The sequence below is a fragment of the Pseudoalteromonas luteoviolacea genome (genome assembly GCF_001696455.1).
In the GTDB taxonomy this organism is placed as follows: Bacteria; Pseudomonadota; Gammaproteobacteria; order Enterobacterales; family Alteromonadaceae; genus Pseudoalteromonas; species Pseudoalteromonas luteoviolacea_C.
In genome coordinates this window covers 21,534-46,640 of sequence record NZ_MAUJ01000004.1, presented here as the reverse complement: position 1 = coordinate 46,640, position 25,107 = coordinate 21,534, and the positions used below count along the sequence as shown (strand labels likewise).

Genomic DNA, 25,107 nt, shown 5'->3' with positions numbered 1-25,107 from the left:
CGAACTTACTCTGGCCTTGGCACGGTGAGAAAGTACAAGACTTGTAATAGCGAGCCGTGGCATATTGCCGTGTCAGCTTGCTCTACAACTTTAGGTTTACCATGCACTGCAATGCCGAGATCAGCTGCAGCCATCATCACCAGATCATTCGCGCCATCCCCCATTGCCAAGGTTTGCTCAGGGGCAATTTTAAACTCAGCCTGCAACGACTTTAAAACCTCAGCTTTTTTTTGTGCATCGACCACGTCACCCAATACTTTGCCTGTTAGATGCTGATCCGCGATTTCTAGGGTGTTGGCAAATACGCAGTCTAAGTCCAACTGCGCTTGCACCGCTTGTGCAAACCAAGTGAAGCCACCTGATGCAATCGCCAAGTGCCAACCATGCGTTTTCAGTTCGACACATAACGCTTTAATACCAGCCATCAACGGCAAGTTAGCCTTTAGTGGCTCAATCAAGCTAAGGGGTATACCTTTAAGCTTAGCAACTCTTTGGTGCAGGCTGTCGTTGAATGCAAGCTGCCCAGCCATCGCCTGCGCTGTGACAGCTGCAACCTCATCATATACATCAGCCAAGCGTGCAATTTCATCAATACACTCAATCTCAATGGCTGTGGAGTCCATATCCATAACTAACAGACCAGCAACTGACAATTGTGGGAGCGTATGCAATACCGCGCCTTGGCAACCCACTTGACTCGCTGTATTACGCACAGATTGCTTGATATCGATGCTTGAAGATATTTCTATTGCGACGCCCAGCGGTAAGCTCTGATGCGCCTCAAAGCAACAAATACGATGATACGCTAGAGGTAAGTCTAAAGAAGTAATAAATTTGGCAACTTGGCTACCTGTCAATTCACACCCAAACAGCACGATATATCGTCTAGTCGCATTCTGCTCTACTTTGACATCGGAACATTGGCCATTTTCAAATGGATACCACTTTGCTAAGGTAAGTTGATTTTCAATAGGGCGGACATCAAGCTGACTGATATCAAAAACATTTTGCATTGGCATGGAGCACTCCTAGAAACGGTAGGTGACCTTTTTATCATCTAATGCCGACAATGTCAGCCAGCAACTTTTAACTATGAAAAATACACAAGCCAGCGAGTTTCTAAAATCCTCTAAAAGTAAGCGCATGCTGCGTCTGCTGGTCGCAGCTAGTTGCCTACTGGCACTAGTTTGGATTGCCAGCAATACCAGCTTTCGTTCACACCAATTACTGCACTCCAATGCCAATCATGCAGCGCAAAGCTTAGTGAATCAGTTCGCACTGAATGCTGCTGAGCCACTGTCACGCTCAGATACGCCTAGACTCAGGGCGTTGAGCAATCACCTAGCCAGCGACCCATACGTCCTCTCTGTGGCAGTGTATAACCAGCAAGGACACTTTATAATGGGTAATGATGGACTTAGTGCGCCGCCTAGCTTTACGGGTTTGCCAAGTGGACTTGCAGGGATAAACCCAAGCAAAGATGCCATCGTAAGCAGCATTGAGGAAAACGAACAAACTATCGGTTTTGTCAGTATTGAATATTTAACCGATGCGGCGATGAGCGAGAGCCACAAGCACTTTCACCAACTCGGTCGCGTAGTACTATTAATGCTGCTCATTGTAGGGATTTTTACTTGGCAGATTGGCCGGGCATTAACTCGCAGAGAAGTCAAAAATCAAATTGAAAAGAGCGCACAAGACGAGGAGTAAAACTGCTCGGCAATCTCCTCCTTTGATTCAGGGCGCAGCTGACAAAATTGCTCAAATACACTCAACAAACGTTTAGGCAGATTGGGCTGACCTTGAAATCCGTGAACAGGCATAGACGGTGCGTCTGTTTCTAACACAAAACAAGTCAGAGGCAGAGTTTTAACCACCGCATGTGTTTTTTGTGCTCTGGGGTACGTGATCGTGCCACCTATCCCTAACTTAAACCCCATATCAACATAGTAGTTGGCTTGTTGCACAGAGCCTGAAAAGGCATGTATTACCCCACCAAATTCAGGTTTCACGACCTTAAACGCTTGGGCAATCAAGTGGTGACTCTGCCGATGATGAACAATGAGTGGTAACGCTAATGTATTAGCCAAATGAATGTGCTCAATAAACAGTGCCTGTTGTAGCGCCAAGTGGTCACATTTGGCGTCAATACCACACTCACCAATGGCACTGAGTGTACCCCGATGTAACTGTGCAAGCTGCCAAAGTTGCGCCATCGCTTGATTGCTCTCGGGGACTAAAAAGTAGGGATGCAGGCCAAAAGCGATGTGACATTGTGTATAGCGCTGTTTGAAATCCAGTAGCGCTTCACTTTGCGATAACGTAATACCTGGCACCACAAACTCCGTGATGCCAACATTCGCAGCATCGCAAATGTGTGTGTCTAACTCATCACTTAACTCGTCAAAATCAAGGTGGCAATGCGTGTCTATAAAACGCATGACTAAGGGTTTAAACGCTCTATCTGCCAACTATCATCCGCTTGTTTGATATACATAAAGCGGTCGTGCAGTCTATGCTCACCACCTTGCCAAAACTCAATTTTATGTGGCACTACACAGTAGCCTCCCCAAAAATCAGGTAATGGGATATCCCCTTTTGCAAACTTGCTCTTCATGCTCTGAAAGGTCTGCATCAATGCTTGACGAGAAGACACGGGACGAGATTGTTGAGATGCCCATGCAGCAAGTTGGCTCTCTTTGGGTCTGGACAAAAAGTATTTCGCAACTGCAGCGGTGCTCAAAGGTTGTGCTTCACCGTATACGATGACTTGTCGCTCAATGGCATGCCAAGGAAAGTGCAGTGAAATTTTGTTGTTTACACCGAGATCTTGTGCCTTTTTTGAGCCCGTGTTGGTAAAAAATACAAAACCGCTTTGATCAAGCTGCTTGAGTAGTACGATACGCTGTGAAGGCTGCCCCTCTTCGTCTACCGTCGCAACGACCATCGCTGTGGGATCGGTACTAAACTTGGCTTCTACTGCTTGCTGTAGCCACTGCTCAAACTGGACAATGGGGTTTTTATCAAGCATCTCTCTGTTCAATCCGCCTTGAATGTACTCTCTGCGAATATCATCTAATTTCATCTGGGCGACTCCTTAGCAATTCCCAACAATCTTTACCTAATAAACTCTATCAGGTCGCTATAAAATAACAAAAAGCCGCCCAATCGTGGCGGCTTTCTAAGATATCAATCATGCAAAGCAAACATTACATTTGCTCCATAACCTCGATACCTAGCAGGTCTAAGCCCGACTGAAGCGTTTTTGCCACTAAGTTACATAGTACTAAACGACTTTCGCGAGTTTGTTCACTTACATCGTCTTTCAAGATTGGACAGGCTTCGTAGAATGACATGTACAAGCTTGCAAGCTCATATAAGTACCCACACAATACGTGCGGTGTTGCTTCACTGATCATCAGATCTAAGATTTCTTCTAACTGCAACAACTTAAGCGCAAGCGCTTTTTCCTGTGGTGCAGCGATCTCAATCTGACCTTTTAGCTCATTGCTGTTGACGTTCGCTTTACGGAAAATACTTCTTACACGGGTATATGCGTACTGAAGGTAAGGTGCTGTTGCACCCTCGAAGCTTAGCATCGTATCCCAGTTGAAGATATAGTCACTCGTACGGTGTTTAGATAGATCGGCGTATTTCACCGCACCAATACCCACTTTACGAGCGATTTCTGCGCGCGCTTCCTCAGATAGCTCTGAAGCACGATCTGCGAGCTTATCGGCTGCACGGCTCACCGCCTCATCAAGTAAATCAGCAAGTTTAACTGTACCACCTGTACGTGTTTTGAATGGCTTACCATCGTCGCCCATCATGGTGCCAAACAAACTTGGCTCATAACTTGTTTTGTCTTTTAAAAGACCGGCTTTACGAGCAGTGATCTCTACTTGATTAAAATGTAGCCCCTGTCTTGCATCAACAAAAATCAAAATGCGATCTACATCTAACTCGTTTGAGCGATAATCACACGCAGCCAAATCCGTGGTTGAATACAAGAAACCACCGCCAGATTTTTGTACGATAAAGACCGAAGGTTCACCGTCTTTGTTAGCAAGTTCATCAAGGAACACAACCTGAGCACCTTGGTCTTCTACCGCGATGCCTTTTTCTTTCAATAGCTCAATCACACCATTAAGGCGCGCGTTATAAGCGCTTTCGGCTTTGATGTCTTCACGGCCTAAAGTTACGTTAAGCTTTTTGTATACTTCTTCAGAATGTTTCACTGAGGTGTCGATAAATAACTGCCACAGCTTTTCACAGTGCACATCGCCACCTTGTAGTTTTACTACGTAATCGCGCGCTTTATCTGCAAAGCCTTCTTCATCGTCAAAGCGCTTCTTCGCATCTCGATAGAAGCTTTCTAAGTCGGCAAGTGCCACAGATTCAAGATCAATACCTTGTTCAAGTAAGTCTTCTAGGTGCGCTATTAACATACCAAACTGTGTGCCCCAGTCACCCATGTGGTTTTGACGAGTAACCTGATCGCCACGGAACTCCAAAGCGCGTACAACCGCATCGCCAATGATGGTTGAACGAAGGTGACCAACGTGCATTTCTTTTGCAAGGTTTGGCGAAGAGTAATCCACGACGACTTTATGTGGGGTCGCGTGCTGCGCTACACCAAGCTTTGCATCTTGGTTGGCTGATTCTAAGCTTGATGCTAAGAACTCTGGTTTTAGATGAATATTAATAAAACCTGGGCCTGCAATTTCAGTTTTTGCAGCAACATCGTCGATATCTAAGTTATCAATGATCTTTTGTGCAACTTCACGCGGATTCGTTTTGAGTGCTTTTGCGGCGCCCATTGCGCCATTGATTTGGTAATCACCAAATTGCGGGCGAGTAGATTGTGTGACCGCAGGGTTTGTGCCTTCAGGAATGCCCGCAGCTTGCATCGCTGTATTGGCTTTTTCGATTAATAGAGTTTTGAGGTTCATTTGTTATCCTGTGACCCTTGCCAGCCATCAAACCAGCAAGGTTAAATTTGATTCAATTTAAGCGTTTATTAGTGTTCACGTGTATGGTGGAACTGAACATCAGGGTAGCGTTCCATTGATAAGTTTAAATTTACACGGCTAGGTGCAATGTAAGTTAAGTTATCACCCCCATCCAGGGCTAAGTTTGCTTCACACTTACGTTTAAACTCAGCCATCTTCTTATCATCGTCACACGTCACCCAACGCGCCGTTTGTACAGCCACGCTCTCGTAAATTGCATCTACGTTATATTCAGCTTTAAGACGTGCTACAACCACATCAAACTGAAGTACACCGACCGCACCTACGATTAAGCTGTTATTTTGTAGTGGTCTAAATACCTGTACCGCACCTTCTTCTGACAGCTGTACCAGGCCTTTTAGCAACTGCTTTTGCTTAAGTGGATCTTTTAAACGAATGCTACGGAATAATTCTGGCGCGAAATTTGGAATACCACTGAATTTCAGCTTCTCACCTTGCGTGAAGGTATCACCGATTTGAATTGTACCGTGGTTATGCAAGCCAATGATGTCACCCGCATATGCCTCTTGAGCACGCTCACGGTCACCCGCCATAAAGGTTACCGCATCGGAGATACTGACTTTTTTGCCAATACGAACATGGTCCATCTTCATACCTTGAGTATATTTACCTGATACAATACGCATAAAGGCAATACGGTCACGATGTTTGGGGTCCATATTCGCTTGAATTTTGAATACGAAGCCTGAGAACTTTTCTTCTTCAGCTTTTACTTCACGCTCTTCAGTTTGACGTGGCATTGGCGTTGGCGCCCATTCTGTTAAACCGTCAAGCATATGGTCAACACCAAAGTTACCTAATGCTGTACCAAAGTAAACTGGTGTTAGCTCACCCGATAAAAATAACTCATGATCAAACTCATTTGACGCACCGATTACCAACTCTAGCTCTTCACGGAGCTGCTCGGCTAACTCATCACCGATTTCGGCATCTAGATCTGGATTGTCCAAGCCCTTAATGATGCGTTTTTCTTGGATGGTATGACCTTGACCCGTTGCGTATAAAATCGTTTCATCACGATGAATGTGGTACACGCCTTTAAATTCTTTACCGCAGCCGATTGGCCAGGTGATAGGTGCACACATGATATTCAGTTCTGTTTCGACTTCGTCCATCACTTCCATTGGGTCACGGATATCACGGTCAAGTTTGTTCATGAAAGTCACGATTGGTGTGTCACGTAAGCGAGTAACTTCCATTAATTTACGTGTTCTATCCTCAACACCTTTTGCCGCATCGATTACCATTAGGCATGAGTCAACGGCAGTCAGTGTACGATAAGTATCTTCCGAGAAGTCTTCGTGTCCCGGGGTATCTAGTAGGTTTACCAATGCATCATTATACGGGAACTGCATCACCGAGGTTGTTACCGAGATACCACGCTCTTTTTCCATTTCCATCCAGTCAGATTTTGCGTGCTGGTTTGAACCACGCCCTTTTACCGTACCGGCTTTTTGTAGCGCCTTTCCGAATAAAAGAACCTTTTCTGTGATAGTCGTTTTACCCGCATCCGGGTGAGAAATGATGGCAAAAGTACGACGTAGCGAGACCTCTTGCTGGATACTGTTATTTGACATTGAAAACTCTACTTTAGGCATTTAGGAGTGCGAACGCTAATTCAATACACTCATCTATGAACACATATCCGCGTATTGTCTCCGATCCTGACTATTTTAACAACTTATAGGCTGACAAATTACAGATAATATCTCTGCCATACACTGCAAAAATTGAAGGGCAACTTGTGCCTATGATGCAATTTGCCTCAACCATACCAAGTGACCACTATAATCCTTCTGTAAAACTGCCCCTTGTTCTCTAAATTTCTAATTTTCAAGCCTCTACTCGTATTTTTCACCACTATACAAATCCAGACAAATTGATAGGATATGCTAAAAAATATAATTAAAATAACGACATCATGACTAATAAATTGTTTAGTATCCCAAAACCAAACCCATATGCAACGCTGCGCTTGTTTTGCTTCCCTTATGCTGGGGGGGCACCAAGTATCTTCATGCCTTGGGTAAATGACTTGCCTGCCCATATTGAGCTGGTCGCAGTACAGCTTCCCGGCCGCGGCTCTCGATTGACGGAACCTGCACATACGACAATGCAAGCCATGATCGAAGAGCTTATGTCGCAGCAATCATTCTTAACTCAAAAACCATGCATCTTCTTCGGTCACAGCTTAGGAAGCCGTATCGCTTATGAGTTAGCCTATAATTTGTTTCAGGCAAACAGCTCTATGCCGCTTAAAATAATTGCCTCAGGGAGTCGTGCACCACATCTAAAAAGCAATAAACGCCCATTTTACGATCTGCCGCACGATGAGTTCGTTGCAGAACTAAAATCGCTTAATGGCACCCCTAGAGAAATTCTTGAACACACCGAGTTAATGGAGTTATTTTTACCATTGCTGCGCGCTGATTTTGAGATTGCCGAGTGCTACCAAGCACAGAGCAATGCTTTGCCTATACCTATTGATGTTTTATATGGTACCGATGATGTTGACGTTACGCCCGAACAGATTGATGCGTGGCAAAGTTTATCTGCGGCTCCAATTACAAAGCATGCTTTTAATGGCGACCACTTTTTTATCAATACCTGTAGTGACAAAGTCAAAAGCACGGTTATCCAGTTAAGTACTGATTTATAGTTAATACACTGTGTTCAGGCGCTGAGGAGAAGGTTCCTCAGCGAGCCTATATTCCCCCTAGCGACGAGCTTACTGTTTTACAAATTTAAACGAATATTCACCCATAGCCATAGACACCGAAACAACTGAACGATTATCATAAACTGCTAAGCATGTATGCCTGTTTGCTATTTTTTGCTTGGCAAAAATGTGATTAAAGTTAGGGCCTCTGGTGGTACAACAAGGAATTTAAAAACATGAAAAGAGCATTCGCTTTGTGTGTGTTTACGGTCGCGCTTGTCGGTTGTAAAAGTTTAGTAGAAAAAGGACATAATCTCTTTCAAGCAGGTATGTATACGCAGTCCGCCGAATATTATGAACAGGCGCTGGTTGAAGATCCCCACAACATCGAAGCACAAAAAGGGCTTGCACAAGCACGCAATAAAATTCTCGATAAAGGCCTAATAGATGTGCGTATGCTTCGACTTGGAGGCAACCAAACCGGTGCAACACTCAGACTAGAATCATTATTGCGCAACCAAATTGATTGGCAAGTAGAACCATTGGGTGCCATAGCAAACACCCAAAGTGAAGAGCTTGCTTACGCTGCTCAATGGCTAAAACAGCAAGCAAAACTGCTTTCACAGTCACACTACCCCGACAAATTTCGTTATTTTGAGCACAGCTATTCATTTTTAATCAGCAACGCACAATTGGCGCCTCTATTTGCTCAACACAGAGCATCTTTGCAAAACAAAGCGCACGCACAATGTCGACAAATGGCCTCACAGGCGACCCAACGACGCTTTTACTTACGTCAATTCGCTGAAAAATACTGCATGTCTTGGTCGCTACCTCAAAATTTTCAACCAATTAGCAAAGATCCAAGCCGTTATTCACGTATCAGCTTATCTCCCGACTTCGCCGTAAAACTGCACCAGACCAGCCGACAAGCCAACACACTTAACACCGCTTCTTTAGCGTTTAAGCAGATTTTTAGAGAAAGCTTGTGGTATAGCCCCATTGGTCAACAAACTTTTTCATTAGGGTTCCAAGCCAAACTGGAACACAGTCGTGATGCCAAACTGGTCAATCGACAAAAGCATTACACGACTGTAGAAGAACGCATTAATCCACAAGATCCAAAAGACACCTTAGATGTGGAAGTAAAGAAAGCATACAGTTACCCTGTCACCGAGTTCACCGAACAGTTTAGTATCGATGCCACTTACAAAGGGGTGGTGGCAAGACAAAGTATCGAATTCAAAGTTGACGACAGCCAAACTCATTACACGCAAAGTCACCATGCCGACTTTCCTCAACTCGACATAACTCCTATGCAAGCGACTTTTTTGGATGTTGAAACCAGAATAGATAAGCAGTTAAGTGCTTTACAATCGCATTTTAAAGTGCAACTTGAACGAGTCTGGAAAGAAACCCATTGCAACGGCTTAATTGGCGCGCAATACGGCGAATATATACTGCGCTGCGGCAAAATTGCACCACATAATGAGTTTGTGAATAGCTGGTTTAAAAAGCAATTTGGCTTGGCATACCATGAAATGGCGGCGCTTTACGCACTGTAATTACGTATTATCACTGGCAAGGCAATGAGGTTTACTGACGGCTTTGCCAGCTTTATAAAATGGGTTTGGTTGCGCTTTGCCAAGTATACGCCACACAAGCAACTTTATGACCATCGTGGCGACGATGCGTTTGTGAGACCAGCGGCCTTTTACCTCTTTTGGAACAGGCTGATTGGCAAACTGACAAAACACACTACCTTTAATCGGCCCAACAATGCTGTCCAAGTCCTGTACAATAACTGAACTAATGAATCCCACTAATGGCCACTGAGGACCAATGGTATTGCCAATCGGCGCATTACAACAACTCGCATACCAACGATGAACACCTTTTGGGGTTACTTTTAAACACTTTAGATGTTCATGTCCAGACACAATAGACACTTGTGATGCGCTCACTTGGTACACATCTGTACCGCCATATTGATTGAGTGAACTTTCATGACCGAGATGATTAACAAACGCCTGACAATCATCGCAATAACACATTACACGATTTTGAAAAAAGTGCGCACTGCATGCAACTCTGCCCTGCAAAGCACCACAGTCACAGCGTATATCCAAATATTGGGTCATGTCCGTTTCCTCACACATAAGCTATCAAAAAGCTGAGCATTTATGCAGCGTCTTAATACTGGTTCATGCTAACGCATGCCTGCTTTGCAAAGCAATAAAATTACCTTAAACCTTGGCCTCGACCGAGCTTCATGCTAGTTTTCTGCAAAACAAAATTAAATGGGGAATTACTATGCCTAAGGCCAGTGAAATTAAAAAGCACGCAGCGATCGAATATAATGGTCGTGTAATGATTGTTCGCGATATTGAGCGTTCAGTCCCTCAGGGTCGTGCTGGCGGTAGTCTTTACCGTATGCGTATGTATGATGTTGTCAATGGCGGAAAGGTAGATGAAACCTTTAAAGCTGAAGAAATGCTAAAACTGGCAGATTTAACACGCCGTCCAGCCATGTTTTCATACGTCGATGGCGAAGAGTACGTGTTTATGGACGAGGAAGATTACACCCCATATCACCTTAACAAGGAAGCTATCTCGGAGCAGGTCTTATTCATCAACGAAGACACAAAAGGTCTACTTGTAGTCGTCGTTGAAGGCACGCCTGTTTCTGTTGACTTGCCATCCAGTGTTGAACTCGTAATTGAAGAAACGGCTCCTTCAATCAAAGGCGCTTCGGCCAGTGCACGCACAAAACCAGCTACATTGACGACTGGTTTGATTGTTCAGGTGCCTGAGCACATCTCGACAGGTGACAAGATTAAGATCAACACAGCTGAAGTTAAATTCATGAGCCGTGCTGACAGTTAATTGTCAAAAAAAGCCGACTTGGTCGGCTTTTTATCCCATCCCTCTGCTCAATCCTAGTTCCTTTCTCTGATTCTTCCCCGATGATTTATTAAACACTTTTCTTTCAAGCTAACTTATGCCAATAATAAATGGAACGTTCCAATCAATAATAACAAAATGACATAATGGGAGTTAGTCATGAAGAAATATGCATTGTGTGCCATCGCCTTAGCAATTCAGTCGACGGCTGTTCAAGCACACTCTGGACACACACATCAACCTCGTCAACAGATCTCAAATTCTCCATTAGAATGGCAATCGCAAATCGCCTATAAAAAAGGCCAGCGCGCACTATTTGAAGGTGCGCTTTATCAAGCGAGCTGGTGGACGCAAGGTGATACACCAAGAGAAAACAAGTCAGGCGCTTGGCAACTCTTGCAATTTGTAAATGACACTGCCCAATCAAACTCACCATGGTTAAGCTCACAAACCTATACAAAGGGCCACGTTGTTGCCTTCAAAGGTGAATTATTCAAAGCGCGTTGGTGGACTCGCAATGACAAACCAAATACAAGCCAAGTTTGGGAAAAGCTCGCCCACGATAAACGAAACGATCCTAGCGCATTGCACAGCGTCGTCAACGCTCACACCGAGCTAACAGAACAACAAGCAGACTCCCCTGCTGGCGAAGGCTTGGGGAATGCATTCGATGGCGATCCTCGTACTAAGTACGTCACCTTGAAGCCTCAAGGCTGGATACAAGTATCATTAGCAGAACCGAAGCAAATTGCGCAATACCAATTTACTTCCGCAAACGATGCTCCAGGGAGAGACCCACATAATTGGACACTGTTGGGCTCCAATGATGGTGAAAGTTGGCAGCCGTTAGACAGCCGCGAAGGAGAGGTTTTCAATCAACGATTCGAACAAAAAACCTATCAAGTCGAGCAGGCACCTCAATTTAAACATTATCGCTTTGAATTAAGTCACAAAGGCACCGATAACTGGGGCTACGACCTACTTCAAATCGCTGAGATTGATTTGTTTGCTAAGACACAGTTACCCATAGCCAATATCAGCAGCGACACTAATACTGTATTTATCAATACGCCCATCACTTTTAATGATGCCAGCAGTAATGTACCAAATAGTTTTGAATGGCAATTTGAGCACGGCACCCCTGAAACGAGCCTGGCTAAAAACCCACAAGTCGTATTTAAAACACCGGGTGTTAAATCAGTCAAACTAACCTCTTATAACTGGCACGGGCAAAGCGAGGTCGCGACCCAACAAGTCAAAGTGGTCGACCCACAAAACCCTTGGCAAGGCTTTAACTACCCGGAGATTAAATTTGCCCATGAAGACACCGAAAGTGAAGGCTACAAGCGAATTAATCGATTGTTCCCTGATCTAGAAAAAACCATCAATGATGTCACCCTACAAGTAAACCAATTTCTCTATAAACACTATGGAGAGTCTCCTGAATTCGATTCAGTGACCTTCAGCTTAAAATGGATGGATACGTTAGCTTATCGCGCAGGTTCAGGCCGTAACATGGAGATTGCATTTAGCACCAAGTACATTACAGAGTCACTGGCAAACGCGAGTGATGAAGAGGTAATTTACGAGCTACTTGGCGTATTTTGGCATGAACTGGTCCATGGTTATCAACATTTCCCAACAGGTGCGATGCAAGACGGCGGCGAAGTTCACGCTATTATCGAGGGCATTGCAGATTTAGTTCGGATCCGAGCTGGGTACCACGCTACTCGTAAACCATCTCCTGCAAGAAACTGGTTAGGTGGCTATACCAACACGGGCTTTTTCCTATCTTGGTTACAGGATAACTACGATGCGGATTTCACATACAAAATAAATCAAATGGTGCTCACAAGTCAGCGTGAGGGTTGGGAGTGGACGCTTGAAGAAGCACTTAAGCGTATCTTAAACCAAGATATCAAAGTCTTGTGGCAAAAATATCAGGCTACTTTAGGTGCTGCACCTGAAGCCCCGCCAATTCCTGCGGATCAAATTAGTCTGGTAAAAATCGGTGGGGACGCAGCAGTATCACAACCTCCTGTCGATCCCATTTATGCTATCGAAAACGCCTTTGATGGAGATCGCTACTCAAAATATTTAACAATTCAACCGAGGGCCGATATCTCCTACTCCGGTTATGGCGAGGGTCGGCTCAAAGGTTATCGCTTAACGGTTGGGGAGAATCAGCCAAGCAGAGATCCAAGTAGCTGGACGTTATCTGCATCAAAAAATGGCGCTGATTGGCATGTTATCGATACACAATCAAACCAAGTTTTTAGCCGCCGCTTAGAAACCCGAGATTTTGTATTGGATCTCGACGTGCCATATAGTCACTATAAATTTAGCTTTGTGAACAGTGGTCCACAAGTAAATGGGCAAGAGGTTTTTCAGATTGCGGATATCGACTTACTGATAGATAAAGCGACCGCGACTCTTCCGCTTGAGCTCGATAATTTTGTACTTGCGGGTGGCAAACTCAGTGCGGAACACCAAGGCTTCGCTCAATGGGGGGAAGGCTTTGAGAGTGCTTTCGATGGCGACTTTAGCAATAAATATGTCGCGCTCACGCAACGTGGTTGGCTACAATTTGAAGCGCCCACACAGCACGTATTACATGCTTATAGCATCACCAGTGGCAACGACGCACCAGAGCGCGATCCTGCCAGTTGGGAATTACTCGGCTCCAATGATGGTGTTCACTGGCACACGCTAGATACACGCAGCGAAGAGCATTTTGATGCACGTAATCAAACCAAGATGTTCAGAATCGAAAATGAAATACAATTTAGTCACTATCGAATTGACTTAACTCACACTGCCACAGATGCCAATGGCAATGATCTACTACAGCTTGCTGAAATAGAATTATTTAGCGCGTTATAAATTTAATAACAATGCCAATTGCGGTACTTACTGCAATTGGCATTGTTTATGTCCTATTTATAGTAACGCCATTTCTAAACTACATTCATGGCGCATCAATTAAATGAGGGTAGATTTTCTTCCCATTACTGTCTTCTGCATAAACAAGCTCAAATTGATTATTCACTCTGTCAATACGTACGATTGCGAAGCTATCATCTTTAAACGCCAGCTTGTGCAATAGCTTATACTGAAAGTTATTGGGGTTTAGATACGCCAAATACGTTTGAGCCACCTCGAGTTCGACCTTGGCTTCTCGCTCAAGATCACGCTGGTGTCGCCAATAAAGTGTTTTTTTATAAGCCGCTTTTAATATCAAATCTCTGGCATTTTCCCCATAGGGGTTACTTTCTGCTAGTACCTCACTCAAAAGATAACCTCCCTCGGTTAAATGGCTATTCTTATGCGTGAGCTTTTCAAAAACTCCACGTATTACTTCTATGGCAGCTTGCTCTTTTAATGATAAAAGAGTGATCTTTTGTACTTTAAAGAGCTGCTCGCCAGATGCTTGATACTTAGTTAACGACGGCTTTGTATGGTCATAAACATAAATAGTTGCAGGGTAACCCGAACTCGCATTGACTTTATCAGAAGCCTGTTTGCGCAGCTTTTCCAGTGCCGAACCAAGGCCTGCCGCATACGTTTTTGGTAGAGTATGCTGAGTCGCAACAAGCTGTTTATAGTATATTCGCTCTATGAGATCTTCATGTCGGCTGGGGTTTGTAACATACCTAAATGCACTGGCGCGAGATTGAACATCATCACAACCATGACAAGTTATCAGATATTTGAATTCGGGGAGAGACTCTGAAGTTGATGCATAAACGTGCTCAAGCAAACAATCAAACTTACAGCCAGCCACTGTAAAAAGGTATATATAAATCTAGACATTAGCACTTCCCTTTTTGTGCATTTTCCATCTTAAAATAATGAAGGTAATTAAGAGTACCTGCTTGCTACTACTAGGTATAACTTGCAATATCAGTCATTCAGATTCCATCACCTGATATTGAACAACGAGTTGTAACTCGGGAACAGCCATTTGCTATTTCCGCATTTCTTACCCTTAAACTAGGTTCACTAGCAGAATCATTAAAGTGTCGAAAACGATGATTCGTATCGACACACTTCCCTGATGTATTGTAAAAAGCGGGTTCTGAATTTCTTTCCGTCTTTTTCAACAGCTTCAACCATATCATGCTTTTCCTGCCAAATATTGGGCTCTACCAATGAGTCACTCCATGTTGATAAAAAGCAGCAATATGCGATTTATGTCAAAGACAATATCGTTTTAGATTTAAGCGTACCATTATTCTTTTGCTCGTAAGTTAAAAGACACGCGTGTCTTTTGTGCAAGCTGTTAGCTAAAGCGAGCAAGTAAGCGCTATGCCCTCCCTCTTTTTCTCAAAAACTTGAGAAATTCAGCTAGCCATCATATGATCTGTGTTTGGACTTCTAATGGATAGTAATTCGGCTAGTACAGGCAAATATGGATATCAGGATAGATGAAAACCAGTAAGCTCAGTATCAGATTACTGTGGTATATCACTCCACTGGTGATCCTTCCTCTTTTATTTTTGGGTGGCTTTACGCTAACCAATGTCACTAGCTCAACGCAAAAACAGGCTAAATTAATTGTTAGTCGCTTTGTTGAACAACAACAGCAAAAAATGTTCAACTACATGGAAATCTATCAGTCCACAACAAAGTTACTGTCTACTTCTCCTGTCCTGAGTGACTTTTTAATCACAGCACCTAATGAAAACCAAACCAAGACCAAAAGGTTAGGTGCCTTGATGGACGTTTTTGCCAGCTATAGTGAAGCTTACCCCGATATTATCAGTATCAATTTAGTGGACTCGGTAGGTAACAGCACGGCATTTTACTCCAGCAACTTAAGCTTTGCCCCCGAAGAATATCCGTTTTTTGATCAAGTAATTAAAAGTAACTTACGTCAGCAGCAATACATGCTGCCTGCGAAAGAAGGCGGCACGCAACTGTATTTTGTACAGCAAATTTATAGCGTAAACTTCCACCTAAAAAGACCCCAACGTCAAGGTTATATCATTGTTCAAGTCGCCCCTTCTATCATCTCAAGTAGCATATTAGAGGCACCTTATGACAACACGCTTAACTTACTTGTTTCAGGGCAAGGTGAGGTACTGTTTTCATCCGATGGGCACTTCACACAAAGTTATTTAAGCGATCAAGAAATGGCACAAATCAGCTCATTGGCAGATCGCGGTAAGCTCGACTCAATTGTGCTGCCTTCCGTGGATGAACTTAAGCGCATGACTTATAGTGCCCAATTGAGTGGTGGATATTATTATATTTCAACGATCCCCAAGAGTATTTTGTACCAATCAGGGAAGGCCATTAGCCTCATTACCGCCTTGATTGTTATCTTGTCTGTAGTCACGCTGCCTGTGCTCATTTTTATCGTTGTTCGTAATTTGCTTTTAACGCCAATCGAACTGCTGGGAGAAGCGAGTCACCGTGTTGGTGACGGTGATTTATCGGTATTTTTGCCAGCCCACGAAGACGATGAGGTTGGGACACTGTTTGACGACTTTAATCACATGGTCAAGCAAATACGTGACTTCCAAGGCGAGCTTGAAGATTACAAACTACACCTTGAAGAAAAGGTAGAAAATCGTACTCGCGCGCTAGAAGAGATGAACCAACAGTTGGAAGTCGCCATTACAGAAGCTGAGCAGGCCAATCAGCTCAAGAGCCGCTTTTTAGCCAACATGAGTCATGAGATCCGCACCCCGCTTACCGCAATCATGGGCTTCACGGAGCAGTTACTGCACAACCCACAAGCAAAAAATGCAGAACTCCATCTCGACACTATTTTACGCAATTCAAAACACTTATTAGAACTGATCAATAACATCCTTGATCTGTCCAAAATCGAAGCTGAGAAACTGGAAGTTGAGCAAAATGAAATTGAGTTCCTTCCGCTGCTCAAAGATGTTGAGTCCATTATCTTACCAATGGCTGAAGAAAAGCAGCTCGACTTCATGCTCGATTATAACTTCCCACTACCAAAAGTGCTCAATAGCGACGAAACGCGACTGAAACAAATCCTGCTCAATATTGCCAGTAATGCTGTCAAATTCACTGAACAGGGCAGCATCATTATTGGCGTAGACTTTAAAACAGGCCCAGATCACTTTGTTTTTGTGATCAAGGACACAGGTATTGGTATGTCTGAAAGTGAAATGGAGAGAGTCTTCAAGCCCTTTGAGCAAGCAGATACCACCACGACGAGGCGATTTGGCGGCACCGGTCTAGGGTTGTGTATTTCTAAAAACCTAGCCCAATTACTCGGCGGTGATGTTCAGGTCACCAGTGAACAAGGTAATGGCAGTGTATTTTCAATTAGTATCGCTGCCAACCATCAAACCACCAATATTGAATGGATAGACTGCGACTCATATATTCACAATCAGATTAGTAGCACGCAAGAATTGGCTGAAAAGCAACTTGAAGCCAATATATTACTGGCCGAAGACAATAAAGATAATCAAGAGCTCATTACGTTATTATTGAGCACGTGGGGGCTTGTACCGGATATCGCCAACAATGGTGCTGAGGCCGTTGAAATGTCACTGGTGAATGACTACGACCTCATTCTCATGGATATGCAAATGCCTGTCATGGGTGGTCTAGAAGCAACTGAAATGCTGAGACATGCGGCCTATGATGGCCCTATCGTTGCCCTGACCGCCAACATTATGAAAAATGACATTGATAACTACCTTGCGGCAGGGTGTGATGCCACACTTGGTAAACCTATTGACAGAGAAAAGCTCGGCGCGGTACTTCTTGAGTTTTTGCAAGTGGACAATGATAACTTATCTAAGTGGAACAACTTACTCGAAAGTGAGAAGTTTTTGCAGATAAGTCAAAACTATCTCGAAAAGCTGCCGGAGCAAATGGAGCTTGTAGAGTCATTGTATAGTGAACAAGATTGGGAATCACTGCGCGCTTTAGCACACAGCCTAAAAGGCAGTGCTGGCTGTTTTGGTTTTACCAATATTCACAGCGCGGCTGGAGAGCTTGAAAATAGCCTCAGAGACAACAATAAAGCGCAATGGCAATATGCAACACTTAGCCTCGTACAAGCCATTAAATACACTTTGAGTAATGAAGAGGTACAACTGCAAGCTGCACGATAAGCGAGGTTACTCGCTCGCTTGCGCGGCAAATTGCAGTCCCATCAAAATCGCATCTTCTTTGCCATCGATTGTGGGGTAATAGTGTTTACGTTTACCCATTATCGTTAGCCCCATTTTTTCATATAGTGCGATGGCTGTGGTATTTGAAGCACGCACTTCTAAAAATAAGTTTTCTGCTTGTTCTTCAATACAACGTTGTATCAATGACTGCATTAAAAGTGTGGCTAACCCCTGACCTTGCTTTTGTGGGTGCACACAGATATTCATCAGTGTGTAATCAGGGCCTGCCCGCTCAGCAATATAGTAGCCAATCAATTCACCATCACACGTTAGGCTCGCATTAAAGTAACGCCCGCCAATACATGAAGCCAGTGTCTTTTCACTCCACGGATGTGGATGACTGGCTACTTCTACGGCCATGATGTCAGACATTGTATGTTGACTCAGAAAATCATTACTTGGAATTAGCATCACAAATCACTCGCCATAATTGTTTTTTCTGTTCGGCGTTTAGCTTCGCCTCAGGTAATTGCAAACTATTACCTGTAAAGATAATGTGTTCGCCTTGCACAACCTCTAGCGCATCTTGAAGTGTAGCGCGTAAAATATCATTCTGTAATTGCTCCGATAAGACCAATGGAGCTGGTGACAGATCTATTTGATGCGCATCATCAACATCGCTGTCTTTTGAATATTGAGCTTTGAGTTTTAATGGTGTGACACCGAGCAATTGAGCTTGAATTGGATGCATGATAAAAACACTTTTTTAATGAGTCTAAATGTAAGGTTAAAAAGAATCAATGAAGTGTAGAGAGTTGAAGTGGCAGGGGCGGCAGGACTCGAACCCGCAACCATCGGTTTTGGAGACCGCTGTTCTACCAATTGGAACTACGCCCCTGCAATGTCGACGCATTATAATGAGCTTTCGAAAAAGGTAAAGAGAAAAAATGCATTTTTTTGTTTGTTTGCACTATAAATAAACAAAAAGGCGAATATTCATCATATTCGCCCTTTTTTTACGCTATTTGCAACAACTTATATAGAGGTTATTCCCACTCAATTGTCGCTGGTGGCTTGCCAGAAATATCGTAAACCACACGAGAGATCCCGTCGATTTCATTGATGATACGGTTTGAAACAAGTCCTAAGAAGTCATATGGTAAATGTGACCAACGCGCCGTCATAAAGTCGATAGTTTCGACACAACGTAGTGAGACTACCCAATCGTACTTACGCGCATCACCCATTACGCCCACAGATTTAACTGGAAGGAATACAGTGAATGCTTGAGATACTTTGTGGTAAATATCCGCTTTGTGTAGCTCTTCAATGAAGATAGCGTCTGCACGACGAAGCAAATCACAGTATTCTTTCTTGATTTCACCAAGTACACGTACACCTAAACCAGGTCCTGGGAATGGGTGACGGTAAAGCATATCGTAAGGTAAACCTAACTCTAGGCCAATCTTACGTACTTCATCTTTAAACAGCTCGCGAAGTGGCTCTACTAGACCCATTTCCATATCGTCCGGCAGACCACCGACGTTATGGTGAGACTTGATCACGTGCGCCTTACCTGTTTTTGATGCCGCTGACTCGATTACGTCTGGGTAAATTGTACCTTGCGCTAACCATTTAGCATTTTTCAACTTTTTAGATTCAGCATCGAATACGTCAATGAAGGTATGACCAATTGCTTTACGCTTATCTTCAGGATCAGACAGACCAGCTAGGTCATTTAGGAACTGCTCTTCAGCATCCACCTTGATGATATTCAGGCCGAACTTATCACCAAACATTTCCATTACTTGCTGACCTTCGTTTAAACGAAGTAAACCGTTGTCAACAAATACACACGTTAACTTTTTACCAATCGCACGGTGGATAAGCATTGCAACAACTGAAGAATCAACACCACCAGATAGACCTAAGATAACTTCATCATCGCCTACTTTTTCTTTGATACGCTCAACAGCATCTTCGATGATTTGCGAAGGCGTCCAAAGCTTTTCACAGCCACAGATATCAATGGCAAAACGCTCTAGTAAACGTGTACCTTGCTGTGTATGTGTAACTTCTGGGTGGAACTGTACGCCGTAAAAACGTTTCTCTTCCCAAGACATCGCCGCATGCGGGCAAGTATCCGTTTTTGCACTTGTTACGAAAGTATCAGGGATCTCAACAACTTTGTCACCGTGGCTCATCCACACATCTAACTGGCCAACACCCTCTTCAATATGGTCTTCAATCGCTTCGAATAGTGCACAGTTACCAACTTTTTCAACTTTAGCATAGCCAAACTCTTTCTTATCAGAGCTGTGTACTTTACCGCCAAGCTGCATAGCCATTGTTTGCATGCCGTAACAAACGCCCAAGACAGGCACACCGGCTTCAAATACGTACTCAGGTGCACGCGGGCTATTTTCTTCTGTGGTTGACTCTGGACCACCAGACAGGATGATACCCTGAGGATTGAATTCACGGATCTGCTCTTCCGTTACATCCCAAGCCCAAAGTTCACAGTAAACGCCTATTTCACGTACACGACGTGCGATCAACTGCGTGTATTGAGAACCGAAGTCTAAGATCAATATACGGGAATCATGGATGTCTTTGCTCATTGATAATCTCGTTAGTTAGGAAACGATAAAATTAGTAAAGCACAGCTAACCTGCTTTACCAGAATTAAAAAGGGCTAGCTGCTGCTAGCCCTGACAATTTTGCGGGCTCAACGCGCGTTGGCCAGCTTAGCCTAAGCGATAGTTAGGCGCTTCTTTGGTGATCTGTACGTCATGAACGTGAGACTCACCCATACCTGCTGACGTTACACGTACAAACTCAGGCTTAGTGTTTAGTTCTACGATTGTTGCACAACCCGTTAGACCCATTGCACTGCGGATACCACCAATTTGCTGGTGAATAATCGCTGCAATTGGACCTTTGTAAGCAACACGGCCTTCAATGCCTTCTGGTACAAGTTTGTCTGCTTGATTGCTCTTCTGGAAGTAGCGATCTGAAGAACCGTCTTTTTGATTCATTGCACCCAATGAACCCATGCCACGGTATGACTTGTAGTAACGACCTTGATAAAGCTCAACCTCACCCGGAGACTCTTCAGTACCCGCAAGCATTGAACCCACCATGACACATGATGCGCCAGCAACCAACGCTTTTACGATATCACCAGAGAAGCGAATACCGCCATCTGCGATAACTGGAATATCACGGTCTTTTAATGCTTCAACAGCATCCGAGATAGCTGTGATTTGAGGTACACCACAACCCGTTACGATACGTGTTGTACAAATTGAACCTGGGCCAATACCTACTTTAACTGCATCCGCACCTGCATCTGCTAATGCGAGTGCGCCGGCGCCAGTTGCAACATTACCTGCGACGATTTGCAGTTCAGGGTAGGCCGCTCGCGTTTCTTTTACGCGGTCAATAACGCCCTGAGAGTGGCCATGAGAGGTATCGATAAGTAAAATATCCACGCCCGCTTCAACCAATGCAGCGATGCGCTCGTCAGTACCTGCACCAACACCTACAGCAGCACCGACACGAAGACGACCTTGCGCATCTTTACATGCATTCGGTTTTTCTTGTGCTTTTTGATAATCTTTAACTGTGATCATGCCTTTAAGTGCAAAAACATCATCGACCACTAAGATTTTCTCGATGCGGTGTTCATGCATTAAACCAAGGATCTCTTCACGACCAGCGCCTTCTTTTACAGTAACAAGGTCCGCTTTTTTAGTCATAACAGAAGAAACAGGCTTGTCTAACTGCGTTTCAAAACGCATGTCGCGACTAGTCACGATGCCTTCTAGTTGGTTATCAGCACCCACTACAGGAAAACCTGAAAAACCTTTTTCATCGGCAAGGGCGATTGTTTCTGCTATCGTCTTGTCCGCAGTCACTGTAACTGGGAAAGTAACAATACCAGCTTCGTACGTTTTAACTTTACGAACGTTATCTGCTTGCTCTTCGATGGTCATATTTTTGTGGATAAAACCAATGCCGCCTTCTTGCGCAAGGGCAATCGCTAAGCGCGCTTCAGTAACTGTGTCCATTGACGCAGAAACAAGTGGCAGGTTAAGCTCGATATTACGCGTCAGGCGTGTTTTTAAACTCGCCGTGTGCGGTAGAACAGTTGAATGAGCGGGTACTAATAGTACGTCGTCAAAAGTAAGGGCTTCTTTTGCAATTCTTAGCATGTGTGCGGCTTCTCTCAAGTGAATTCTGAGTATAAGGAATTGCGTGCGCATTTTATCAGCGTTCCTTATGCGAGTAAACAAAATTTAGCAAAAAATATGGTAAAGTGTCTGTGAATTTTTTATGGAGTTAGGTATGTCATTGCCACAAAACAACAAAGTTTATACCGTTTCGCGCCTAAACCGCGAAATTCGCAGTATTTTAGAGCAAGGCTTTGCGTCTCTTGAGTTAACCGGCGAAATATCAAACTTTGTCGCTCCGGCATCTGGCCATTGGTATTTTTCGCTAAAAGACGAAAAAGCCCAGATCAAGGCGGCCATGTGGCGCGGCAACAACCGTTACTGCAAGTACCGGCCAGAAAATGGCGCTCAGGTGCAAGTAAAAGCCCGTGTATCTGTATACGAGCCTCGCGGTGACTATCAGCTCATAGTAGAACATATGGCGCCAGCGGGTGAAGGGCTGCTCAAACAAAGGTTTGAAGCGCTACAAATGCAGCTCGCCGCCGAAGGCCTCTTTAGCAGTCACCATAAAAAGCCGCTCCCTCAAGCTATTAACCGCATTGGCGTCGTGACTTCAGCAACGGGTGCCGCAATCAAAGACATCCTTTCCGTGCTAAAACGCAGAGCTCCACAGCTAGAGGTACTCATTTACCCAGCGTTAGTGCAAGGGCAAGAAGCCGCAGCGCAAATCGCTGAGAAAATTACGCTGGCAAACAGACGCAACGAAGTAGATGTGCTCATCGTTGGCCGTGGCGGCGGATCACTCGAAGACTTGTGGAGCTTTAACGAAGAAGTTGTCGCACGTGCCATTTATGCCAGTGACCTCCCCATTATCAGTGCCGTAGGCCATGAAATAGACACCACTATCAGTGATTATGTCGCGGATATGCGTGCTGCAACACCATCGGCTGCTGCAGAGTTAGTCAGTCCCGATAGTAGTGAGCTGATTGCGTTTGTTAAAGATAGAAAGCATCGGCTTCTTCAGGCTTTCAACCGCAAAATACTCAATGAACAGCAACATATTGCAAGATTACAACAGCGCTTGAGGTTGCAACACCCACAGAGTCAATTGATGCAACAGACGCAGCGTGTCGATGAGTTGCAACAGAGATTGGCCCGCGCTATTGAGTATCAACAGCACAAACACCACAATGGCGTAAATGTATTACATCAAAGGCTGTTGCAGTTCCACCCTGAAAAACGACTCAATATTGCCAAGTCTAAGCTTGAACAACTAGAAGTCGCATTAAAAAACAGCATGGAGAGTCATCATCAACAGCGTCAAAATCGACTCGCATTGTTAGCTGCCAAACTGGATAGCGTTAGCCCTTTAGCGGTGCTTTCACGAGGCTACAGCATCACACAAACTCATCAAGGTGTATTAAACTCGATAAAGGACACTCAACAAGGAGAGGTCATCACCACACAACTCAGTGACGGCCAAATTCACTCAACGGTGATGCGCATTGAACCAAAGTAGCACATAGGCTAATACTCTGATTTGAGTTCACTGCTGCGTTTTAAACTCAAATGGACCTGCATTGAAGGACCATTCTGCACCGCAGTAATGGTCTTAAATTGCCGCACCCAAGGCATTTGAAGTAGCGCGTTGTGGACGTGCTGCCAATGCTTATTGCCATCTTCACGCTGAACCGCTTGAAAATTTAATTGGCATACATGCGCTTTACACTGTGCCACGGGCATGGCGACCAGATCTTGCAATTCGGATACGTAAATAAAATCCGCTGCTTGAATTTCTACTTCAGAGGCCCATATTTCTTCCCGCTGTTGATGCTCAAAAATACTTTGCAGTTGCTTTGCCACGTTACCCGTCGCTTTAGCTCGCACTGTTTGTTGCTGTAACTGCGCTAACTGCATGCGCAACTGCGCGTTTTCCTGTTCGAGCGCTGACCATGCATCCTCGCGCAATATTGGCTCATCGCCATTACTTTGTGCTTGAGTATCATGTCGAGGGTCAAGTTCGCCTTCGTCGGGGTTATCGTCGAAACGTACTTGAGTAACTGGATTGTGCGTGCTTTTGAAGTCTGCGGCGGGGGCTTTACGTTGTTGATGGTGGTAGCCAAGTGTCACTACCACTCCTAAGCAAAAAGCGCCGATTATTAAACATAACTGGCGAAACATGTGTTAGGCCTTATCAAGGTCAAAGCATCGCACTCGTATGAGAGTCATTGATACGACTGATAGTGTCATCTAAAAAGTTTTGATCCATACTTTCAGCAGGACATGGACAATTTGGTTTGCCAACGACTTTGGCAGGAATACCAACAACAGTGGTGTGAGGAGCAACCGCTTTTAAAACAACGGAACCGGCACCAATGCGTGCGCCTTCCCCCACTTCAATATTACCCAAGACTTTAGCACCTGCGCCGATTAAGACACCAGCTCTGATTTTCGGGTGGCGATCACCTTGTTCGTTACCAGTACCACCTAGTGTCACTGATTGTAGAATTGAGACATTATCTTCAATAACGGCGGTTTCACCAATGACTATACCAGTCGCATGGTCAAGCATAATACCATGACCGACTTTACAAGCAGGATGGATGTCAACACCAAATACCTCAGAGGTGCGACTTTGTACGAAACGGGCGAGCTCTTTGCGCTGTTGTCGCCACAAGCAGTAAGCGAGACGGTGTGCTTGTAATGCATGGAAACCCTTAAGATTTAATATCACGTTAAGATAACTATCGGCAGCGGGGTCTCGATCTTTAACAGCTTTTATATCATGTGCCACATGAGTCAACATCCGGTCGCAATCAACAAACGCCTGATCGAACAACTCTCGAATGGTAAATGCTGATACTACAGCGTCTGAGAGCTTATTCGCCACAATAAAGCTTAAAGCGGCACCCAAGCATTCATGGTTCAATACGCTCGAATAAACGTGACTGGCCAATAATGGCTCTCGTTTAACCAATTCTTGCGCTTCGTCTCTTAATTGCTGCCAAATTTCGTGTCTCATAATAACCACATGTCTATCGTTAACTACTTACTACTCATCTTAACGCGCATCTTCTCCAATACGCACTACTGTCAGGCAATTTTATCGTTATTAAATATAACCTAAGGTTCCTATAATGGTGTATTTATAATCATAAGCCAAGCGTCTGACCATAAAATAACAACATTCTATTCATTTATCAGGTATTGGACGGAAAACAGGTGGGTAA

General features: G+C 44.3%; 20 protein-coding genes and 1 tRNA gene. 7 read left to right on the top strand and 14 right to left on the bottom strand.

What is annotated here, in order from left to right; translation table 11 throughout:
• Window positions 1-5 precede the first annotated feature (5 nt).
• On the bottom strand, window positions 6-1,013 hold the full coding sequence (gene serB, locus A7985_RS13235; RefSeq protein ID WP_065791262.1) for a phosphoserine phosphatase SerB: 1,008 nt from the start codon (window positions 1,011-1,013) through the stop codon (window positions 6-8).
• A 28-nt stretch (window positions 1,014-1,041) separates the two neighbouring features.
• On the opposite strand from serB, the gene A7985_RS13230 reads away from it, so the two are divergent.
• The gene (locus tag A7985_RS13230; RefSeq protein ID WP_256096764.1) at window positions 1,042-1,710 is read left to right on the top strand and encodes an AhpA/YtjB family protein; all 669 of its coding nucleotides are present in this window, start codon (window positions 1,042-1,044) and stop codon (window positions 1,708-1,710) included.
• On the opposite strand, the gene A7985_RS13225 is transcribed toward A7985_RS13230, so the two are convergent.
• The 4 genes from A7985_RS13225 to prfC form a co-directional block, all read right to left on the bottom strand.
• Window positions 1,677-2,441, bottom strand: coding sequence for a TatD family hydrolase (locus A7985_RS13225; RefSeq protein WP_065790946.1), 765 nt, complete (start codon window positions 2,439-2,441; stop codon window positions 1,677-1,679). The genes A7985_RS13230 and A7985_RS13225 overlap by 34 nt on opposite strands.
• Before the next feature lie 2 nt (window positions 2,442-2,443).
• On the bottom strand, window positions 2,444-3,085 hold the full coding sequence (gene pdxH / locus A7985_RS13220; RefSeq protein ID WP_065790945.1) for a pyridoxamine 5'-phosphate oxidase: 642 nt from the start codon (window positions 3,083-3,085) through the stop codon (window positions 2,444-2,446).
• 124 nt (window positions 3,086-3,209) lie between these two features.
• Complete coding sequence (gene argS, locus A7985_RS13215) at window positions 3,210-4,952, bottom strand: arginine--tRNA ligase (RefSeq protein ID WP_065790944.1); 1,743 nt, start codon at window positions 4,950-4,952, stop codon at window positions 3,210-3,212.
• Between the two features lie 68 nt (window positions 4,953-5,020).
• The gene (prfC, locus tag A7985_RS13210) at window positions 5,021-6,610 is read right to left on the bottom strand and encodes a peptide chain release factor 3 (RefSeq protein WP_063355724.1); all 1,590 of its coding nucleotides are present in this window, start codon (window positions 6,608-6,610) and stop codon (window positions 5,021-5,023) included.
• Between the two features lie 344 nt (window positions 6,611-6,954).
• On the opposite strand from prfC, the gene A7985_RS13205 reads away from it, so the two are divergent.
• Both A7985_RS13205 and A7985_RS13200 read left to right on the top strand, forming a co-directional pair.
• Complete coding sequence (locus A7985_RS13205) at window positions 6,955-7,692, top strand: thioesterase II family protein (RefSeq protein WP_065790943.1); 738 nt, start codon at window positions 6,955-6,957, stop codon at window positions 7,690-7,692.
• A 236-nt stretch (window positions 7,693-7,928) separates the two neighbouring features.
• A complete protein-coding gene (locus tag A7985_RS13200) occupies window positions 7,929-9,257 on the top strand; it encodes a tetratricopeptide repeat protein (RefSeq protein ID WP_065790942.1) in 1,329 nt (442 codons plus the stop codon).
• On the opposite strand, the gene A7985_RS13195 is transcribed toward A7985_RS13200, so the two are convergent.
• Window positions 9,258-9,833, bottom strand: coding sequence for a DUF6151 family protein (locus A7985_RS13195; protein ID WP_065790941.1), 576 nt, complete (start codon window positions 9,831-9,833; stop codon window positions 9,258-9,260).
• 172 nt (window positions 9,834-10,005) lie between these two features.
• Between A7985_RS13195 and efpL the strand changes: the two genes are divergently transcribed.
• Entirely contained in the window at window positions 10,006-10,578 is a 573-nt protein-coding gene (efpL, locus tag A7985_RS13190; RefSeq protein WP_065790940.1) for an elongation factor P-like protein EfpL, read from the top strand.
• Between the two features lie 177 nt (window positions 10,579-10,755).
• Window positions 10,756-13,479 carry a basic secretory protein-like protein gene (locus tag A7985_RS13185; RefSeq protein WP_065790939.1) on the top strand — a complete coding sequence of 908 codons (2,724 nt, stop codon included), beginning with the start codon at window positions 10,756-10,758 and terminating at the stop codon, window positions 13,477-13,479.
• Window positions 13,480-13,564: 85 nt separating this feature from the next.
• Here the strand turns inward: A7985_RS13185 and A7985_RS13180 are convergent, their stop codons facing one another.
• Complete coding sequence (locus tag A7985_RS13180) at window positions 13,565-14,356, bottom strand: hypothetical protein (protein ID WP_141685363.1); 792 nt, start codon at window positions 14,354-14,356, stop codon at window positions 13,565-13,567.
• A gap of 667 nt (window positions 14,357-15,023) precedes the next feature.
• On the opposite strand from A7985_RS13180, the gene A7985_RS13175 reads away from it, so the two are divergent.
• A complete protein-coding gene (locus A7985_RS13175) occupies window positions 15,024-17,702 on the top strand; it encodes an ATP-binding protein (RefSeq protein ID WP_065790937.1) in 2,679 nt (892 codons plus the stop codon).
• A gap of 6 nt (window positions 17,703-17,708) precedes the next feature.
• Here the strand turns inward: A7985_RS13175 and rimI are convergent, their stop codons facing one another.
• The 5 genes from rimI to guaB all read right to left on the bottom strand — a co-directional run bounded on the left by rimI (window position 17,709) and on the right by guaB (window position 21,919).
• A complete protein-coding gene (rimI, locus tag A7985_RS13170; protein WP_065790936.1) occupies window positions 17,709-18,173 on the bottom strand; it encodes a ribosomal protein S18-alanine N-acetyltransferase in 465 nt (154 codons plus the stop codon).
• Entirely contained in the window at window positions 18,157-18,453 is a 297-nt protein-coding gene (locus A7985_RS13165) for a hypothetical protein (protein WP_065790935.1), read from the bottom strand. Before A7985_RS13165 ends, rimI begins: the two co-directional genes overlap by 17 nt.
• Window positions 18,454-18,523: 70 nt before the next feature.
• Window positions 18,524-18,600 (bottom strand) — tRNA-Trp (locus A7985_RS13160).
• 148 nt (window positions 18,601-18,748) lie between these two features.
• Entirely contained in the window at window positions 18,749-20,323 is a 1,575-nt protein-coding gene (guaA, locus tag A7985_RS13155) for a glutamine-hydrolyzing GMP synthase (RefSeq protein ID WP_063373255.1), read from the bottom strand.
• A 126-nt stretch (window positions 20,324-20,449) separates the two neighbouring features.
• On the bottom strand, window positions 20,450-21,919 hold the full coding sequence (gene guaB / locus A7985_RS13150) for an IMP dehydrogenase (RefSeq protein WP_065791260.1): 1,470 nt from the start codon (window positions 21,917-21,919) through the stop codon (window positions 20,450-20,452).
• A gap of 133 nt (window positions 21,920-22,052) precedes the next feature.
• Between guaB and xseA the strand changes: the two genes are divergently transcribed.
• Window positions 22,053-23,396 (top strand): exodeoxyribonuclease VII large subunit, encoded by a 1,344-nt coding sequence (xseA, locus tag A7985_RS13145; RefSeq protein ID WP_065790934.1) that lies wholly within the window; start codon window positions 22,053-22,055, stop codon window positions 23,394-23,396.
• 8 nt (window positions 23,397-23,404) lie between these two features.
• Here xseA and A7985_RS13140 read toward each other — a convergent pair whose 3' ends face one another.
• The gene (locus A7985_RS13140; protein ID WP_065790933.1) at window positions 23,405-24,007 is read right to left on the bottom strand and encodes a hypothetical protein; all 603 of its coding nucleotides are present in this window, start codon (window positions 24,005-24,007) and stop codon (window positions 23,405-23,407) included.
• 70 nt (window positions 24,008-24,077) lie between these two features.
• On the bottom strand, window positions 24,078-24,899 hold the full coding sequence (gene cysE / locus A7985_RS13135; RefSeq protein ID WP_065790932.1) for a serine O-acetyltransferase: 822 nt from the start codon (window positions 24,897-24,899) through the stop codon (window positions 24,078-24,080).
• Window positions 24,900-25,107: the final 208 nt, after the last annotated feature.

What these genes read in the sequence shown, in the direction of transcription:
- serB (WP_065791262.1), bottom strand. Translation starts at nt 1,013, where the DNA reads ATGCAAAATGTTTTTGATATCAGTCAGCTTGATGTCCGCCCTATTGAA.
- A7985_RS13225 (WP_065790946.1), bottom strand. Translation starts at nt 2,441, where the DNA reads ATGCGTTTTATAGACACGCATTGCCACCTTGATTTTGACGAGTTAAGT.
- pdxH (WP_065790945.1), bottom strand. Translation starts at nt 3,085, where the DNA reads ATGAAATTAGATGATATTCGCAGAGAGTACATTCAAGGCGGATTGAAC.
- argS (WP_065790944.1), bottom strand. Translation starts at nt 4,952, where the DNA reads ATGAACCTCAAAACTCTATTAATCGAAAAAGCCAATACAGCGATGCAA.
- prfC (WP_063355724.1), bottom strand. Translation starts at nt 6,610, where the DNA reads ATGTCAAATAACAGTATCCAGCAAGAGGTCTCGCTACGTCGTACTTTT.
- A7985_RS13205 (WP_065790943.1), top strand. Translation starts at nt 6,955, where the DNA reads ATGACTAATAAATTGTTTAGTATCCCAAAACCAAACCCATATGCAACG.
- A7985_RS13200 (WP_065790942.1), top strand. Translation starts at nt 7,929, where the DNA reads ATGAAAAGAGCATTCGCTTTGTGTGTGTTTACGGTCGCGCTTGTCGGT.
- A7985_RS13195 (WP_065790941.1), bottom strand. Translation starts at nt 9,833, where the DNA reads ATGACCCAATATTTGGATATACGCTGTGACTGTGGTGCTTTGCAGGGC.
- efpL (WP_065790940.1), top strand. Translation starts at nt 10,006, where the DNA reads ATGCCTAAGGCCAGTGAAATTAAAAAGCACGCAGCGATCGAATATAAT.
- A7985_RS13185 (WP_065790939.1), top strand. Translation starts at nt 10,756, where the DNA reads ATGAAGAAATATGCATTGTGTGCCATCGCCTTAGCAATTCAGTCGACG.
- A7985_RS13175 (WP_065790937.1), top strand. Translation starts at nt 15,024, where the DNA reads ATGAAAACCAGTAAGCTCAGTATCAGATTACTGTGGTATATCACTCCA.
- rimI (WP_065790936.1), bottom strand. Translation starts at nt 18,173, where the DNA reads ATGCTAATTCCAAGTAATGATTTTCTGAGTCAACATACAATGTCTGAC.
- A7985_RS13165 (WP_065790935.1), bottom strand. Translation starts at nt 18,453, where the DNA reads ATGCATCCAATTCAAGCTCAATTGCTCGGTGTCACACCATTAAAACTC.
- guaA (WP_063373255.1), bottom strand. Translation starts at nt 20,323, where the DNA reads ATGAGCAAAGACATCCATGATTCCCGTATATTGATCTTAGACTTCGGT.
- guaB (WP_065791260.1), bottom strand. Translation starts at nt 21,919, where the DNA reads ATGCTAAGAATTGCAAAAGAAGCCCTTACTTTTGACGACGTACTATTA.
- xseA (WP_065790934.1), top strand. Translation starts at nt 22,053, where the DNA reads ATGTCATTGCCACAAAACAACAAAGTTTATACCGTTTCGCGCCTAAAC.
- cysE (WP_065790932.1), bottom strand. Translation starts at nt 24,899, where the DNA reads ATGAGACACGAAATTTGGCAGCAATTAAGAGACGAAGCGCAAGAATTG.